Origin of the sequence: Marivirga salinae (assembly GCF_030503855.1) — a bacterium.
GTDB classification, from domain to species: Bacteria; Bacteroidota; Bacteroidia; order Cytophagales; family Cyclobacteriaceae; genus Marivirga; species Marivirga salinarum.
In genome coordinates this window covers 4,180,944-4,196,527 of sequence record NZ_CP129971.1, presented here as the reverse complement: position 1 = coordinate 4,196,527, position 15,584 = coordinate 4,180,944, and the positions used below count along the sequence as shown (strand labels likewise).

16 protein-coding genes are annotated in these 15,584 nt (G+C 35.0%); 12 read left to right on the top strand and 4 right to left on the bottom strand.

Annotation, left to right across the window (positions count from 1 at the left end):
* The first annotated feature begins 14 nt into the window (after positions 1 to 14).
* From QYS49_RS17645 to alr, 8 genes are all read left to right on the top strand, one after another.
* The gene (locus QYS49_RS17645) at positions 15 to 686 is read left to right on the top strand and encodes a succinate dehydrogenase cytochrome b subunit (RefSeq protein ID WP_308349252.1); all 672 of its coding nucleotides are present in this window, start codon (positions 15 to 17) and stop codon (positions 684 to 686) included.
* A 16-nt stretch (positions 687 to 702) separates the two neighbouring features.
* Positions 703 to 2,637, top strand: a complete 1,935-nt coding sequence (locus QYS49_RS17640; protein ID WP_308349250.1) for a fumarate reductase/succinate dehydrogenase flavoprotein subunit — start codon at positions 703 to 705, stop codon at positions 2,635 to 2,637.
* Between the two features lie 27 nt (positions 2,638 to 2,664).
* Positions 2,665 to 3,414 carry a succinate dehydrogenase/fumarate reductase iron-sulfur subunit gene (locus tag QYS49_RS17635; protein ID WP_308349248.1) on the top strand — a complete coding sequence of 250 codons (750 nt, stop codon included), beginning with the start codon at positions 2,665 to 2,667 and terminating at the stop codon, positions 3,412 to 3,414.
* 167 nt (positions 3,415 to 3,581) lie between these two features.
* Positions 3,582 to 5,183, top strand: coding sequence for a sodium:solute symporter family protein (locus QYS49_RS17630; protein WP_308349247.1), 1,602 nt, complete (start codon positions 3,582 to 3,584; stop codon positions 5,181 to 5,183).
* A gap of 4 nt (positions 5,184 to 5,187) precedes the next feature.
* Complete coding sequence (locus tag QYS49_RS17625) at positions 5,188 to 5,625, top strand: GNAT family N-acetyltransferase (protein ID WP_308349244.1); 438 nt, start codon at positions 5,188 to 5,190, stop codon at positions 5,623 to 5,625.
* A 2-nt stretch (positions 5,626 to 5,627) separates the two neighbouring features.
* Positions 5,628 to 6,698 (top strand): alanine racemase, encoded by a 1,071-nt coding sequence (locus QYS49_RS17620; protein ID WP_308349243.1) that lies wholly within the window; start codon positions 5,628 to 5,630, stop codon positions 6,696 to 6,698.
* Between the two features lie 17 nt (positions 6,699 to 6,715).
* A complete protein-coding gene (locus tag QYS49_RS17615) occupies positions 6,716 to 7,861 on the top strand; it encodes an amidohydrolase (RefSeq protein WP_308349242.1) in 1,146 nt (381 codons plus the stop codon).
* A 94-nt stretch (positions 7,862 to 7,955) separates the two neighbouring features.
* Entirely contained in the window at positions 7,956 to 9,143 is a 1,188-nt protein-coding gene (gene alr, locus QYS49_RS17610) for an alanine racemase (RefSeq protein ID WP_308349240.1), read from the top strand.
* 48 nt (positions 9,144 to 9,191) lie between these two features.
* Here the strand turns inward: alr and QYS49_RS17605 are convergent, their stop codons facing one another.
* The 4 genes from QYS49_RS17605 to ppgK all read right to left on the bottom strand — a co-directional run bounded on the left by QYS49_RS17605 (position 9,192) and on the right by ppgK (position 11,243).
* A complete protein-coding gene (locus QYS49_RS17605) occupies positions 9,192 to 9,596 on the bottom strand; it encodes a hypothetical protein (protein ID WP_308349239.1) in 405 nt (134 codons plus the stop codon).
* A gap of 73 nt (positions 9,597 to 9,669) precedes the next feature.
* Positions 9,670 to 10,044, bottom strand: a complete 375-nt coding sequence (locus tag QYS49_RS17600) for a hypothetical protein (RefSeq protein ID WP_308349238.1) — start codon at positions 10,042 to 10,044, stop codon at positions 9,670 to 9,672.
* 67 nt (positions 10,045 to 10,111) lie between these two features.
* Positions 10,112 to 10,426, bottom strand: a complete 315-nt coding sequence (locus tag QYS49_RS17595) for a hypothetical protein (RefSeq protein WP_308349236.1) — start codon at positions 10,424 to 10,426, stop codon at positions 10,112 to 10,114.
* 88 nt (positions 10,427 to 10,514) lie between these two features.
* The gene (ppgK, locus tag QYS49_RS17590) at positions 10,515 to 11,243 is read right to left on the bottom strand and encodes a polyphosphate--glucose phosphotransferase (RefSeq protein ID WP_308349234.1); all 729 of its coding nucleotides are present in this window, start codon (positions 11,241 to 11,243) and stop codon (positions 10,515 to 10,517) included.
* A 165-nt stretch (positions 11,244 to 11,408) separates the two neighbouring features.
* On the opposite strand from ppgK, the gene QYS49_RS17585 reads away from it, so the two are divergent.
* From QYS49_RS17585 to QYS49_RS17570, 4 genes are all read left to right on the top strand, one after another.
* Positions 11,409 to 12,023 carry a hypothetical protein gene (locus QYS49_RS17585; protein WP_308349233.1) on the top strand — a complete coding sequence of 205 codons (615 nt, stop codon included), beginning with the start codon at positions 11,409 to 11,411 and terminating at the stop codon, positions 12,021 to 12,023.
* Between the two features lie 110 nt (positions 12,024 to 12,133).
* On the top strand, positions 12,134 to 14,269 hold the full coding sequence (locus tag QYS49_RS17580) for a prolyl oligopeptidase family serine peptidase (protein WP_308349231.1): 2,136 nt from the start codon (positions 12,134 to 12,136) through the stop codon (positions 14,267 to 14,269).
* A 182-nt stretch (positions 14,270 to 14,451) separates the two neighbouring features.
* Complete coding sequence (locus tag QYS49_RS17575) at positions 14,452 to 14,904, top strand: KTSC domain-containing protein (protein WP_308349229.1); 453 nt, start codon at positions 14,452 to 14,454, stop codon at positions 14,902 to 14,904.
* A gap of 199 nt (positions 14,905 to 15,103) precedes the next feature.
* Positions 15,104 to 15,577, top strand: coding sequence for a GNAT family N-acetyltransferase (locus tag QYS49_RS17570; RefSeq protein WP_308349228.1), 474 nt, complete (start codon positions 15,104 to 15,106; stop codon positions 15,575 to 15,577).
* The last annotated feature ends 7 nt before the right edge of the window (positions 15,578 to 15,584 follow it).

The following is a 15,584-nucleotide window of genomic DNA, read 5'->3' as shown; positions in this document are numbered from 1 at the left end:
TTAAGATAAAATATATGAGTTGGCTTTCTGACACTTTAACAAGTACAATCGGTAGGAAATTGGTGATGTCACTTACCGGTTTGTTTTTAATCATTTTTTTGGTTGTCCACTTAGCAGGGAATTTTCAGTTATTAGCAGATGACGGAGGAGTAGCATTTAATGAGTATGCAAAGTTTATGACTTCAAATCCAATTATCAAGACTGCATCTTATGGACTTTATGCATTTATTTTGCTTCATATTGTAATGTCGATTGCTCTGGCGAGAAAAAATAGGGCTGCAAGACCAGTGGGATATGATAAAGTAAAAGGATCTGCAAACAGTTCTTTCTCTTCCAGAAATATGGGGATCCTTGGATTTATCATTTTGGTATTCTTAGTAATTCACATGAGAAGTTTTTGGTTTGAAATGAAATTTGGAACTATGCCGGTAGATGAATTTGGAAACAAAGACTTGTATCTTATAGTTAAGGAGGCATTCTCACAATGGTGGTATGTTGCTTTGTATGTTGTTTGTATGATTGGTTTAGCCTTTCATTTATCACATGGATTTTCTAGTGCGTTTCAAACACTAGGAATAAACCACAAAAAATATACTCCATTCATTAAAAAATTAGGAATCGTTTATGCAATCCTTATTCCGGCTGCATTTGCTAGTATTCCATTAATCATGTTTTTCAATAGTTAAGGATAATTACTGTACTATGAATTTAGAATCAAAAATACCTGAAGGTCCATTAGCAGAGAAATGGACGAATCATAAATTTAATGTGAAGCTGGTGAATCCGGCTAACAAGCGTAAATACGATGTAATCGTAGTGGGGACTGGTTTAGCAGGAGCTTCTGCATCCGCATCTTTGGCCGAACTTGGATATAATGTAAAAGCATTTTGCTTTCAAGATAGTCCAAGAAGAGCACACTCTATCGCTGCTCAAGGTGGGATAAATGCCGCAAAAAACTATCAAAATGACGGGGACAGTGTTTACCGTTTGTTTTATGATACTATTAAAGGTGGAGATTACCGCTCAAGAGAAGCTAATGTTTACAGATTAGCTGAAGTAAGTGTCAATATCATTGACCAATGTGTGGCACAAGGTGTTCCTTTTGCAAGAGAATATGGTGGATTGTTAGCCAACCGTTCTTTTGGTGGAGCACAAGTTTCACGTACATTTTACGCTCGTGGTCAAACTGGCCAGCAATTATTATTAGGTGCATACAGCGCATTGAGCCGTCAAGTGGCGAATGGTAAAGTAGAGCTTTTTCCAAGAACTGAAATGCTAGATCTTGTGATGGTAGATGGAAAAGCTAGAGGTATAGTAACTCGTAATTTAGTAACTGGAAAAATTGAATCTCACAGTGCTCATGCAGTTGTTTTGGCTTCAGGTGGATATGGAAACGTATTCTACTTGTCAACTAACGCAATGGGTTCAAACGTTACAGCTGCCTGGAGAGCGCATAAAAAAGGTGCTTTGATGGCAAATCCTTGCTATACTCAAATTCACCCGACTTGTATTCCAGTTAGTGGTGACCACCAATCTAAACTGACCTTAATGTCAGAATCATTAAGAAATGATGGTCGAGTTTGGGTACCTAAAACAAAAGAATTAGCAGAGAAAATACGAAATAAAGAAATTCATCCTAACGACTTAAGCGAGGATGAAAGAGATTATTACTTAGAAACTAAATATCCAGCATTTGGTAATTTGGTTCCTCGTGATGTAGCTTCTAGAAATGCCAAGTATGTTTGTGATGAAGGTAGAGGAGTAAATTCATCTGGTAAAGCAGTTTATCTTGATTTTAGAGATGCTATTAACAGAGATGGAGAAGATACAATTGCTGGAAAATATGGTAATTTGTTTGATATGTATAGACAAATAACCGGAAGTAATCCTTACAAAGAGCCGATGATGATTTATCCTGCGGTTCATTATACCATGGGCGGTCTTTGGGTTGATTACAATTTGAAAACAAATGTTGACGGATTGTATGCTACTGGAGAATCAAACTTCTCGGATCACGGAGCAAATAGATTAGGAGCAAGTGCATTGATGCAAGGTTTGGCAGATGGATACTTTGTTCTTCCATATACAATAGGAAACTATTTAGCTGGAGAGAAATACGAGAAAATCGGAACTGACCACGAAGCATTCAAAGAAGCGGAGAAATCGGTAAAAGAAAATATCGATAAACTCCTTTCAATTAAAGGAACAAAATCTGTTGACCAATACCACAAGGAATTAGGAAAAGTCATGTGGGATTATTGTGGGATGTCCAGAACTGCTGAAGGGTTGAAAAAAGCTAAAGATTTGGTAAGGGAATTGAGAGCAGACTTCTGGAAGAATGTAAAAGTGTTGGGTACTAATGAAGAATTCAACAGTTCTTTGGAAAAGGCTTCAAGGGTAGCAGATTTCTTAGAGCAAGGTGAATTGATGATAGATGATGCTTTACACAGAGAAGAATCATGTGGAGGTCACTTCCGAGAGGAGCATCAAACGCCAGAAGGCGAAGCAAAACGAAATGATGAAGATTTTGCTTATGTAGCTGCTTGGGAATATACTGGTCCTGAACAACCGGAAAAGCTTCATAAAGAGCAATTGATATTTGAAAATGTGAAACTGACGCAAAGAAGCTATAAATAAGCTTTAGTCACCAAAAATATTTTAATTATGAAATTCAATTTGAAAATCTGGAGACAGAAAAATAATCAAGATAAAGGAGCATTTAAAACATATGAATTGGATGGTGTGTCATCAGATATGTCATTCTTAGAAATGATTGATGTTTTAAATGAACAATTAATCGATAAAGATGAAGATCCAGTGCATTTCGATCACGATTGTCGCGAAGGAATCTGTGGAATGTGTAGTATGTATATAAATGGTGAACCTCACGGTCCATTAAGAGGCGTAACCACTTGTCAGTTGCACATGAGAAGTTTCCAAGATGGAGAAACCATTACGATAGAGCCTTGGAGAGCTAGTGCTTTTCCTGTGGTAAAAGATTTGGCTGTAGACAGAAGTGCATTTGACAGAGTGATTCAAGCGGGTGGTTATGTTAGTGTAAATACTGGTGGAACACCCGATGCTAATGAAATTCCAATTCCTAAATCTGTAGCAGATGAAGCATTTGATTCAGCTACTTGTATTGGATGTGGAGCTTGTGTTGCAGCATGTAAAAATGCTTCAGCTATGTTATTTGTGAGTGCTAAAATCTCACAATTATCTATGCTACCACAAGGAAAAGTAGAAGGTGCAGAAAGAGCGCAAAAAATGGTTGCACAAATGGATGAAGAAGGATTTGGAGCTTGTACAAACACTGGTGCATGTTCGGCTGAATGTCCAAAAGGCATTGATTTGTCTAATATTGCAAGAATGAATAGAGAATACCTTGGTGCTAAAATAGGTTCTCAAGATTAATCATATTTTATAAAATATTAAAAAGGGCTTCGGCCCTTTTTTTATTTGAGAAATTCAATAAAATAATTTCATACATCTCTAAAGAACTACAAATTTCACCAAGTGTTAAATTTTTCGTAGTTTAAGATTTCTTTGAATAAAACAATTTTAATCTGACTTTCTACCAGATGCATATTATAGATCTTTCAATTTTTATTGTTTACATGTTGGCTATGTTAGGAGTAGGATACTACTTCATGAGGTCTAACAAAGGTATGGACGATTATTATGTTGGCGGCAGGAAAATGACCAGCTGGCATATAGGATTGAGTGTTGTGGCCACAGATGTAGGAGGAGGTTTTTCTATTGGTTTGGGTGGATTAGGTTTTACAATCGGTATTTCTGGTTCGTGGATGCTTTTTACTGGCTTAATTGGTGCATGGTTAGCAGCCGTTTTTCTTATTCCAGTAGTAAGAGGAAATAAAGCATTTGATAAATTTCACACCATGCCTCAATTATTTGCATATTTTTTTGATAAAAAAACGGCATTACTAGCGGCTTTGATTTCTGCTATTGGATATTTAGGCTTTACAAGTTCGCAAATTTTAGCAGGTGCAAAATTAGCTTCAGGTACTTTTCCTGATTTAGGTTTAAATCAAGCACTCATTATAATGGGTGTAATCGCAGTGGTATACACTGTTATGGGTGGTATTAAAGCTGTTATTTATACAGATACCATTCAATGGATACTTTTATTAAGTGGACTTATTTTTATTGGAATTCCACTTTCTTATAATGCTGTTGGAGGATGGTCTGCTATCAAGGAAACATTGGATCCTGAAATGTTATCCCTGACAAATATTAGCTGGCAAGATATAATTTACTGGGTAGTCACTATAATTCCAATTTGGTTTGTAGGGATGACTTTATATCAAAGAATTTATGCTAGTCATGATGTAAAAACGGCAAAAAAAGCATGGTTTATAGCAGGTGTTTTTGAATGGCCCATCATGGCTTTTATGGGTGTAGCCTTAGGGCTCTTAGCTCGAGTAGCGGCAGATCAAGGTATGTTTGCAGCTCTTGGTCCTGAAAACATTGCCCAAGCTGATCCAGAAAAAGGCTTGCCAATGATGTTAGCCACCGTATTACCTGTTGGGCTTTTAGGCTTAATGATGTCTGCTTACTTTTCAGCCATTCTTTCCACGGCTGATAGTTGCTTGATGGCTTCATCCGGAAATTTTGTATCTGATTTTATTAAAAAATTTACCAACCGATTTAATTCTGATAAAAAGGAGTTAAGGCTTTCTCAAATTGTAACTTTATTGGTAGGGGCAATTGCTCTATTACTGGCCAGTGCAATGGAGAATGTTTTAAGCTTAATGCTTTACAGTTATGCTTTTATGGTGTCCGGTTTGTTTGTACCGATTTTAGGAGGCTTGTTTTGGAAAAAGAGTAATAATAATGCCGCATTTTTGGCTATGATTGCCGGAGGATTGACAACTGCAGTGTTACAAGCCAATAAAATTACCTTCGCTACTGCAACTAAAATGGATGAATTACGAACATTTATAAGTGAAGCAAGGTCAAGTTTAGAATTTAATGGGATAGAATTAGAAAATATGACACCCGGTCAAGTGGTAGAATCAATAAATAAAATGCAGATCATTGATCTTCCATTTACTGAATTTTTATTTAAATTACCTCTTGGATTAGATCCTAACGTATTTGGTATCTTATTTTCAGCAATAATTTTTGTAACTTACTCTCTAATATATCCTAAAAACAAATAATTACATGGAATATCAAACACTAACTTCAATAGACTCAGCAACTACATTACAAAAAAATGAGATTGCAGATTTTCTTCATACCCACCTCGATGAATTTGGTGATGCTAAAGATGATATCATGAAATGTTTGGATTATTCACTCAGTTCATTTGGTCATCAAGGAGGATTTGTAGTTTTAGCACGGGAAAGTGGAAGTATAAAAGGAGCTGTAGTTGTTAATCAAACAGGTATGTCGGGTTATATCCCAGAAAACATATTAGTGTATATTGCTGTTCATGCTGACCAGAGGGGAAAAGGTGTTGGGAAAGAATTAATGAAAAAAGCAATTAATACAGCTAAAGGTGACATAGCTCTTCATGTGGAACCGGAAAACCCTGCTAAGTTCTTATACGAGAAATTAGGCTTCACCAATAAATATTTGGAGATGAGGTTAAAAAAATAATCATGGCATTTTTAAAATTATATAAAGATAAGTTAAAACATAACTTTGATTTTTTACATAAACTTTTTACTGAGAATAATCTAGATTGGGGAGCTGTAACAAAGCTTTTTTGTGGCAACGAACTCTATCTAAAAGAGGTTATCAATTTAGGATTTAGGGAAATCCATGATTCTAGGATCAAAAATCTTCAAAAAGTGAAGGAAATTGATTCTACAGTAAAAACCTGTTACATCAAACCACCTGCAAAAAGAAGTATACCTGATATCGTGCGCTACGCAGATATGAGTATGAATACGGAATATTACACCTTAAAATTACTTTCTGATGAGGCGGTGAGGCAAAATAAAACTCATAAAGTCATCATTATGGTAGAAACCGGTGATTTACGAGAAGGAGTAATGGGAGATCATTTGATTGATTTTTATGCAAAAGTTTTTGAGTTGCCTAATATTCAAATTGAAGGAATAGGTACGAATTTGAACTGCTTGCATGGAGTAATGCCTTCTCAAGATAAACTTATTCAGTTAAGTCTATACAAACAGATTATAGAATTAAAATTTAATAGAAAATTACCTTTGGTTTCGGGTGGAACTTCTGTGACTATTCCATTAATCATGAATAAGCAAATTCCCGCTGGAGTTAATCATTTTAGAATTGGTGAAACACTCTATTTTGGAGCAAACCTTTTTGATGAAACCACTATAGAAGGAATGCACGATGATTGTTTGGAGCTTTTTACTGAAATTATTGAAATTACTGAAAAGCCGAAAGTACCAATGGGTGAAATGGCAGCAAACCCACAAGGAGAAATTACCGAGATTGATGAATCTTTATATGGTGAAACTAGTTACAGGGCTATATTAGATATTGGGGTTTTGGATATTGATCCAAAATATTTGATTTTGGAAGGTTATGATTTTGAAATTGTAGGCTCAAGTTCCGATATGATAGTGATTGATTTAGGAGACAATCCTGAAAAGCGTAAAGTGGGGGATTTGATTAACTTTAAGGTGAAATATATGGGAGCTTTGGGTATATTGAACTCTAATTATATTGAAAAGACAGTAGAATAAGTTTTAAATTATTTTTTATGGATTTAAAGCTTGATGTAGAAGAGCTTATAAAATTAAGACATCATTTACATGCCAATGCAGAAGTTTCCAATCAAGAAGAGAAGACTGCAAAAATAGTAGTTGAATTTCTGAAAAAATTCAAACCTGACCATATTTGGGAGAATGTTGGGGGACATGGAGTTATTGCGCTGTTCAAAGGAAAGGAAGCAGGTAATAGCATTGGGTTTCGCGCGGATTTGGACGCCCTTCATATTGCTGAAACCATAGAATTAGAATATGCCTCTAAAACACCGCATACAGCTCATAAATGTGGTCACGATGGGCATATGACCATGGTGGCAGGTATTGCTGCTTATCTTGAAAATAATCCTGTAAAAAAGGGGGATATATATTTGATTTTTCAGCCAGCTGAAGAAACCGGAGAAGGAGCTGCCCGCATCAATAAGGGATTAAATGAATTAAATATTCAATTAGATTATCTGTTTGGTCTTCATAATATAGTAGGCTATCCTAAAGGACAAATTCTCACTAAAAAAGGCACGTTTGCAGCAGCTTCAAGAGGAATGGTGATTAAGCTATTTGGTAAAACCAGTCATGCGGCAGAGCCTGAATATGGTATCAGCCCAGTTATGGCAATTGCCGAAATCACAACTCAAATGTCAGTTGTACATATCACAAATCCTTTTTCAGATTTAACTTTGGCAACAGTAATTCATTCCGAATTAGGTGAAATTGCTTTTGGGACCTCCCCAGGTTATGGAGAAGTGAGAATAACACTTAGGGCCATGAGAGATGAGGATATGCAAAAACTTATAGATTTTGCAGAAAATTTGGTGGCTGAACAAGCAAAAAAAGAGCTTTTGGAATATGAGATATCCTATACTGAAACTTTTCCTTCTACAGAAAATACAGAAGAAGCTTATCAAATCATGAAAAATGCAGGAGAGATAGCAAAAACTGATTTCAATGAACTGGAAAAGCCTTTTAAATGGAGTGAAGACTTTGGTCAATATAAACTTCAAATGAAGACTGGGTTCTTTGGGGTCGGGGCAGGAGAAGATACCCCACATCTTCACGATGAGACTTATGACTTTCCAGATGATATTTTGCTATCAGGAATAAATATGTATGTAGGGCTTATGAAGTATTTTAAGCTAAATTAATTCAATTATTTAATTTCATCATTTCGCGTACATTTATCTGATCTTATGTTGCAACACCATTTCTTGAATCAATTATAATTCGTTCTTAAACATTATGAATCAAAACATATTTAGTACCTCTTCTATCACCTTAAGCAAAAGTGCTGTTCGACAAAATGTTCGCTTTGTTAAAAAGAAATTGGCAGATAATGTATTGCTTTCAGCTGTATTGAAAGGCAATGCTTATGGACATGGGATAAAAGAAATAGTGCCACTTTTCGAATCTGCCAATGTTAAACATCTCTCCGTATTTTCCACTCATGAGGCAGAACTAGTTTGCCAAGTAAAGAAAAAAACCACAGAAGTTATGATTATGGGGTGGATGGAAGACGAAGAGACAGAATGGGCAATTGAAAACGATGTGGAGTTTTATGTTTTCGAAATAGGTAGGTTAGAGGCAGCTATTCATTTCGCCAAAAGGCTAGGTAAGAAAGCGAAGCTCCATGTGGAGGTAGAAACTGGAATGAACCGAACTGGTTTTGAGCAAGAGCATTTGGAAGAAGTGATGGATTTAATGAAAGAAAACAAAGAGTATATTTCTTTTACGGGATTATGCACTCATTATGCCGGAGCTGAAAGCATTACAAACTACATTAGAGTAGTGGATCAAATTAAAAAGTATAAAAAAATCTGTGATTTATTTGAGGAAAATGGCCTAGTTCCGAAAAGAAAGCATACGGCTTGCTCTGCTGCAGCCATGTCCTATCCCGAAACGCAGATGGATATGGTGAGGATCGGTATTTTGTTATATGGTTTTTGGCCAAGCCAAGAGACTTTTATTGCCTATCAAAGAAGTAATGGTCATGGACAAGATGGATTAGATAGAAAAGTGAAGCACCCGCTAAAAAGGGTGATGAGTTGGAGAAGTAAAATCATGTCAGTTAAAGAAGTACCTGTTGGAGAGTTTGTAGGTTATGGCACCAGTTATCAAGCTACTAAGAAAATGAAAATTGCCACTGTTCCAGTTGGTTACGCTTATGGTTTTGCACGTTCATTGAGTAATCAAGGGAGAGTGATTGTAAATGGAAAAAGAGTGGCTGTAATCAGTACTGTTAATATGAATTTAATGATTATTAATGTGACCGAATGCAAGAATGTTGGAAAAGGAGATGAGGTGATTATGATAGGGAGCAATGGAAAGGTTAATGTAACGGTAGCTAGCTTTGGAGAATTAAGTAATCAGCTGAATTATGAGTTATTGAGTAGGTTGCCAATGGATATTCCTAGAAAAGTAGTGATATAAAAAAAAGGCACAAAATGTGCCTTTTCAAATCTTAATAATAAAAGATGATTATTTTGTTTTATCTTCTTTTACTTCAATTGCTTTGTTTTCGCTTAACCAGTTGTTGTATTCTTCTTCAGTCATGCTAAGTCTCATTTTAGCAGCATTTACAGCTACACCTTCCACTTTAACAACAGTTACAAATGGTAAATTCTGGTATGATACAACACCGTCAATTAAAAGGTCATATCCTGTACCAGCTTGCTCCATAGCATCATCGATGGCATCTTTCAAGTTAAAACCAATGTTTAGGAAATAAGAAGCTTTTCCTTCAACTCTAGTTCCTTGAGATTTGTCAATTCCTAGATTAACATTTTTTGTACTGATAGTTGTAAAGTCTACAAGTCTGATTGTACAACTTGAAACTAAAAAGATTAAACTTGCTGCAAAAATTGTAAGTTTTAAATTTTTCATAGTTATTATTATGTTTTATTTGTTTGTTTGCAAAGTAACTAAAGTAGATTTAATTAAAAAAGTAAAATTAAATCTATTTTAATTTACCTAATCTTGCTTTGGTTTTCACTTCTGTAATATTTAATATAAAGCCTAAGCCTAAAAATGGTTTAGTGGTTTTGATTTCATATTGCGGATAAAATATCACATCATAGCCTTCGTTCTGATACATAAGCTCATACAATGCATAGCTAGAGGCTTTATCAGTCAATACTTTTCCAATTACAGGAATTGAAGCATAATTTATATTCAAAACATTGCTTGTGTTATTGATGCTTCCTGTTCTTTTCATAAATATCCGCTGAAAATCTATTCCTAAAAAGCGAATAGTTTTTGCAGAAGCACTTACTTGATCTGATAATTCAAAATCATCTTTTTCTAGTTTTACGAGCACATTTGGCTCCTTCATAGATTTATTTATTGTTGTGCAAGAAGATACTGTTATTGCTAAAATTAAAATAAAAAGTACTCTCATATTAGAAAATGATAATTAATAGCAATACAATAATTATAATGGCACCCACAGAGATGGTTACTTTATCATCTAATTCTAAGGTTTTCTTTATTTCTTTTAATTCTTTTATTACCTCTCTTCTTTCTTTCCAACTCAACTCGGATTTATCCATGTTTTGAATTTCTTCAACCCGATTTTTCAGTTGTTTAATTTCAGTAGTGCTTAATGTTCTAGTTTCTTTGGGTGATTCTTTTTCAGAATTATTTGCACTTACTTCAAAAAATGATCCCATCATTATTAATGAAGTGATGAAGAATAGTTTTGTTAGCTTTTTCATAATTTAATCATTAGTTAATTGAATCAATTATTTAACGTAAATATATATAATTTTCTCTTTCACTAAAGTATTTGACTTTAATTAATCTCTATAAAAATTGACTTGCAGCGCCCACAATACCAGCATGGTTTTTCAATTCAGCAGGAATTACATTTAGTCTACTGTCAATATATTTTTCGTACTTCTTAAATTTCTTGCTTACGCCACCACCTATAATAATTAAATCGGGCCAAAATAATTTATGAACTTCAACTAAGTATTGATTAAGTCGATTCCCCCATACATCCCAGCTTAAGTCTTCATTTTCTCGTATGGAATTAGCGGCATAGTTTTCTGCTATATCTCCTTTGAATTGAATATGTCCTAATTCGGTATTGGGCATAAGCTGTTGATTGTGAAATAAAGCCGAACCAATTCCAGTGCCTAAAGCCAATACCAAAACGGTACCTTCATGATCTTTTCCTGCTCCATAACGCATTTCAGCTAAGCCTGTCACATCCACATCATTCATTAGTTTAGTAGCACAACCTGTAGCCTTTCTGATCATATTTGCTAATGGTTTCTCAATCCAACTCTTATCAATATTGGAGGCGGTTTTCACGGTTCCATCAATAATAGCGGCAGGAAAGCCACAACCTATTGGGCCTGACCAATCAAAATGTTCTTGCAATTTTACCACAGTTTTTATCATAGCCTCAGGAGTAGCGGGCTGTGGTGTTTTATATCTTTTACGTTTCCCTATGAATTCCCCTGTTTTTAGATCTACTATAGCAGCCTTCATGCCCGAACCTCCGATGTCAATGCCTAATACTTCCAATATCTTAGATTAAATTATTTGAAAACAAGATAGTTTATTAATTGAAGTTGTGAAAGTTTTTTGAAAACCCTGTGTGAAATAGAATTCAAGAACTATATTAAAAAGCATAATGGATTAGGTTTGGTATTCAGTAGTTTTGATTCAAATTAAAAGATTAATATTTTTATGATTAAATCATTCGCTTCACTTTTAATTTATTCCTTCATACTCATTTTTAGTTTGTCCTCTTGCACTGCTTTAATGAGTAAAATGTATGGGGTAAATCAAATAGATGGTGTAAATGAAGAGGAGATACATCAATTTTATGCTGCAATAGACTTTAAAGGTATTCAAACTGATAAAGTCATAATTGATTCTTCGGCTTTTCAATCTTTAAGAGAACATGAAAATGACTCTATCAAAAAAGACTTAAGTCAGCCAGTTCAGATTCACTATTTTAATAATTCAGATTTAGCTTCTTTTCATGCCAATTGCTATGCTAAAGGAAGTTTGAAAAATTTGGACTGGAATTATCAAAATAGATTTGAATCTTTTTTCCCTATTTCAGCAGTGGAGGATTTGAATACTTATCCTAGTTTGCAAAGACTGAATAAGATGATTACAGATGTTGATATTTCTTCAGAAAACGAGATAGTGATTACCGTATTCTGGACACGAATGTTGGAAGATATTTCAAGGGATGCAGTTAATACTGTTTTAGCTAACATTAGTGAGTTTAATAAAGAAGATGAAGTGCGCTTGATTTTGATTAATACCGATTCTTTTTTCAGTAAAATTTGATTTTTATTTCTGATAATCCACCCATCATCCCTAGCATCCACCGCTTTTATAAAACTGCTGATTTTCTCCTGAAAAGCCCTTATTTTAGTTGAAATTTTAATAATACAATCATGAAGAAAATATGGGCTTTCCCACTTGCTTTGGCAATCTTTGCCTGCAATAGTGGTGAAAAAAATCAGAAAATGGAGATAAAAGATTATCCTGAAACGGCTAAAGTGGATACAGTAGATACTTATTTTGGGACTGAAGTGCCAGATCCCTACCGTTGGTTGGAGGATGATCGTTCTGAAGAAACTTCCGAATGGGTAAAGGCACAAAATGAGGTCACTTTTGGCTATTTGAATAATATACCATTCCGAGATAAAATTGAAGCAAGACTAACGGAGCTTTGGAATTATGCGAAAGAAAGTGCGCCAAGAAAGCATGGGGATTATTTTTATACCTATAAAAATGATGGCTTACAAAACCAATGGGTCGTTTATCGCAAGAAAGGCTTAGACGGTGAGGAAAGTGTATTTCTTGATCCAAATACTTTTTCGGATGATGCTACGACTTCTCTAGCAGGAACTTCATTCACAAAGGATGGAAGCCTTTTGGCCTATTCCATTTCTGAAGGCGGTTCTGATTGGAGAAAAGTAATTGTAATGAATACGGAGGATAAATCCATTGTGGAGGATACCATCCAAAACGTGAAATTTAGTGGTGTGTCATGGAAAGGAAATGAAGGTTTTTTCTACAGTAGTTATGATAAACCTGAAGGAAGTGAGCTTTCAGCAAAAACTCAAGAGCATAAATTATACTATCACAAACTGAATACTCCTCAATCCGAAGATGAATTGATTTTTGGTGGCAGTGAAACTCCAAGAAGATATATTGGCGGATATGTGAGCGATGATGAAAAATTCCTTTTCATTTCAGCTGCTAATAGCACCAGTGGAAATGAATTGTATGTAAAAGATTTATCAGATTGGAATAATCCGATTGTTCCAATAGCAGAAGGCTTTGATAGCGAACATTCGGTTTTGGATAATGATGGCGATAGATTATTGATTGAAACCAATCTTAATGCACCAAATAAAAGATTGGTGGAAGTAGATGCACAAAATCCATCGACTGATAATTATAAAGACGTAATTCCAGAGACTGAAAATGTGTTGAATGTAAGTACTGCTGGTGGTTCTATCTTTGCGAACTATATGGTGGATGTGAAAACTGAAATCCATCAATTTGATTATGAAGGTAAAAAAATCAGACAAGTTGAACTTCCTGGAATTGGAACTGCTGGCGGTTTTGGTGCTGAAAAGGAAGACGAAAAATTATATTACAGCTTCACTTCTTTTACTTACCCTTCCGCTATATTTGAATATAATATTGAAAAAGGAACTTCAGAACTGTATTGGAAGCCTGAAATAGATTTCAATCCTGAGGATTTTGAAACGGAGCAAGTATTCTACGAAAGTAAGGACGGAACTAAAATCCCGATGTTCATTACCTATAAAAAGGGGATAGAGAGAAACGGTAAAAATCCAACGGAGCTTTATGCTTACGGTGGATTTAATGTAAGTCTGCGTCCGAGTTTTAGTGTAGCTCGTTTGGTTTGGTTAGAAAACGGAGGTGTTTATGCGCAGCCTAACCTAAGAGGAGGTGGGGAATATGGAGAAGAATGGCATAAAGCGGGTACAAAAATGCAAAAGCAAAATGTATTTGACGACTTTATTGCAGCTGCAGAATATTTGATTGATAAAGGTTATACAAGTTCAGAGCATTTAGCCATTTCAGGTGGATCAAATGGTGGATTGTTAGTAGGAGCAACTATGACACAGCGCCCTGATTTGATGCAAGTCGCTTTTCCAGCTGTTGGGGTGATGGATATGCTAAGATATCACACTTTCACAGCAGGAGCAGGCTGGGCTTATGATTACGGAACTTCTGAGGATAGCAAAGAAATGTTTGAATACCTAAAAGGATATTCTCCAGTTCATAATGTAAAAGAGGGAGTTGAATATCCGGCTACTATGGTCACTACTGCCGATCATGATGATAGGGTAGTACCCGCTCATTCATTCAAATTTGCAGCAGAATTGCAAGCTAAACATGCTGGCGAAACTCCGGTTTTAATAAGGATTGAAACTAATGCTGGTCACGGAGCAGGAAAACCAACCGATAAAATCATTGATGGAATTGCGGATAAGTATGCTTTTGCTTGGTATAATATGGGAGTAGTCCCTTTCGATGAGGAATTGTAAATCATGAGATTCTAGAATCTAGATTTTAGACTGTGAATTAAGACTCTGGTTTCCTTTGAATTTGGGAGATTGGAGTCTTTTTTTAAATAAATGGTTGGTAGTGCTCAATCTATATGTTTCTCTAATAGCTATTTATGAATTTTTATTAACTACCTTTGCGCTCCAATTGAGAAATTACCTTTATGAAGCGTATTAACGAGTACAAAAAATTATTTAATGTTGAAGGCCCTATTGATCTTAAGCAATTAAAATCAACCTATAGAAATTTAGTAAAAGAATGGCATCCCGATAAATTTCAGGCCAATGACCCTAAAGCTGAAGAGGCTGAGATCAGAAGTCAACAGATTATTGACGGTTATCATTTTCTAATCAGTATAGCCCCAGAAACTAAAGAGGCGAATCTGGCTGAATATACTAAAACTACCACTGAATCAAATATTCTAGATTTTAGACATAAAGGTTTATTACTAGAGGTTTCTTTTTTAGATGGTACTACTTATGAATATTTTGGTGTTAACAAAAATGTTTATTCTAAACTGGTAAATTCTGATAAGCCTTATCGTTTTGCTAAAAGAAATATCTTTAATAATTTTCTATATAGAAAATCAAAGAAGGCTATGGAGATGGCTGAATAGTTAAATAAGATTTGACTGTTTTAGGTTTGTAATCCGATTTAGAATTGGATTACAAATCTTGTGATATTGAATTAGAAATTGCAGATTTCGATTCACCTACCTTTAAGATTATTGACGTTTTTCAATTGTATATTGTCAACTGTCAATTTATTTCTGTATTTCTTTGCGCCTTTCCCACTTTGCGGTTAATTTTATTTTTATGAGCATAACTATAAGAAGAGCAACAGAGAAAGATATCCCTAGAACTTTAGAGTTAATCCAGGAACTTGCGGTTTACGAACGTGAGCCAGATGCCGTTGTAATAGATGTAAAGGAATTAACAAGAGACGGCTTTGGAGAAAATCCGGCATACGGATTATTTATTGCGGAAACTGAAAATGGAATTGTAGGGATTGCCTTATATTATTTCCGCTATTCCACATGGAATGGAAAAGTTTTGTATCTGGAAGATTTAATCGTAACGGAATCGGAAAGAGGAAAAGGCTATGGAAGAAAATTATTGAATGCTATTCTTCAAGAGGCTGATGAGCAAAATTGCAGACTTTGCACTTGGCAAGTATTGGATTGGAACGAACCTTCTATTGAATTTTATAAAAGTATAGGGGCAGATTTGGACGAAGGATGGATCAACTGCACAGTAAAAAGAGATCAATATAAAGGGATTTATCAGTAGAATGAGT

What these genes read in the sequence shown, in the direction of transcription:
- QYS49_RS17585 (WP_308349233.1), top strand. Translation starts at nt 11,409, where the DNA reads ATGATTAAATCATTCGCTTCACTTTTAATTTATTCCTTCATACTCATT.
- QYS49_RS17605 (WP_308349239.1), bottom strand. Translation starts at nt 9,596, where the DNA reads ATGAAAAATTTAAAACTTACAATTTTTGCAGCAAGTTTAATCTTTTTA.
- QYS49_RS17620 (WP_308349243.1), top strand. Translation starts at nt 5,628, where the DNA reads ATGGCATTTTTAAAATTATATAAAGATAAGTTAAAACATAACTTTGAT.
- QYS49_RS17635 (WP_308349248.1), top strand. Translation starts at nt 2,665, where the DNA reads ATGAAATTCAATTTGAAAATCTGGAGACAGAAAAATAATCAAGATAAA.
- QYS49_RS17580 (WP_308349231.1), top strand. Translation starts at nt 12,134, where the DNA reads ATGAAGAAAATATGGGCTTTCCCACTTGCTTTGGCAATCTTTGCCTGC.
- QYS49_RS17615 (WP_308349242.1), top strand. Translation starts at nt 6,716, where the DNA reads ATGGATTTAAAGCTTGATGTAGAAGAGCTTATAAAATTAAGACATCAT.
- QYS49_RS17570 (WP_308349228.1), top strand. Translation starts at nt 15,104, where the DNA reads ATGAGCATAACTATAAGAAGAGCAACAGAGAAAGATATCCCTAGAACT.
- QYS49_RS17640 (WP_308349250.1), top strand. Translation starts at nt 703, where the DNA reads ATGAATTTAGAATCAAAAATACCTGAAGGTCCATTAGCAGAGAAATGG.
- QYS49_RS17575 (WP_308349229.1), top strand. Translation starts at nt 14,452, where the DNA reads ATGAAGCGTATTAACGAGTACAAAAAATTATTTAATGTTGAAGGCCCT.
- QYS49_RS17625 (WP_308349244.1), top strand. Translation starts at nt 5,188, where the DNA reads ATGGAATATCAAACACTAACTTCAATAGACTCAGCAACTACATTACAA.
- QYS49_RS17600 (WP_308349238.1), bottom strand. Translation starts at nt 10,044, where the DNA reads ATGAAGGAGCCAAATGTGCTCGTAAAACTAGAAAAAGATGATTTTGAA.
- alr (WP_308349240.1), top strand. Translation starts at nt 7,956, where the DNA reads ATGAATCAAAACATATTTAGTACCTCTTCTATCACCTTAAGCAAAAGT.
- QYS49_RS17595 (WP_308349236.1), bottom strand. Translation starts at nt 10,426, where the DNA reads ATGAAAAAGCTAACAAAACTATTCTTCATCACTTCATTAATAATGATG.
- QYS49_RS17630 (WP_308349247.1), top strand. Translation starts at nt 3,582, where the DNA reads ATGCATATTATAGATCTTTCAATTTTTATTGTTTACATGTTGGCTATG.
- QYS49_RS17645 (WP_308349252.1), top strand. Translation starts at nt 15, where the DNA reads ATGAGTTGGCTTTCTGACACTTTAACAAGTACAATCGGTAGGAAATTG.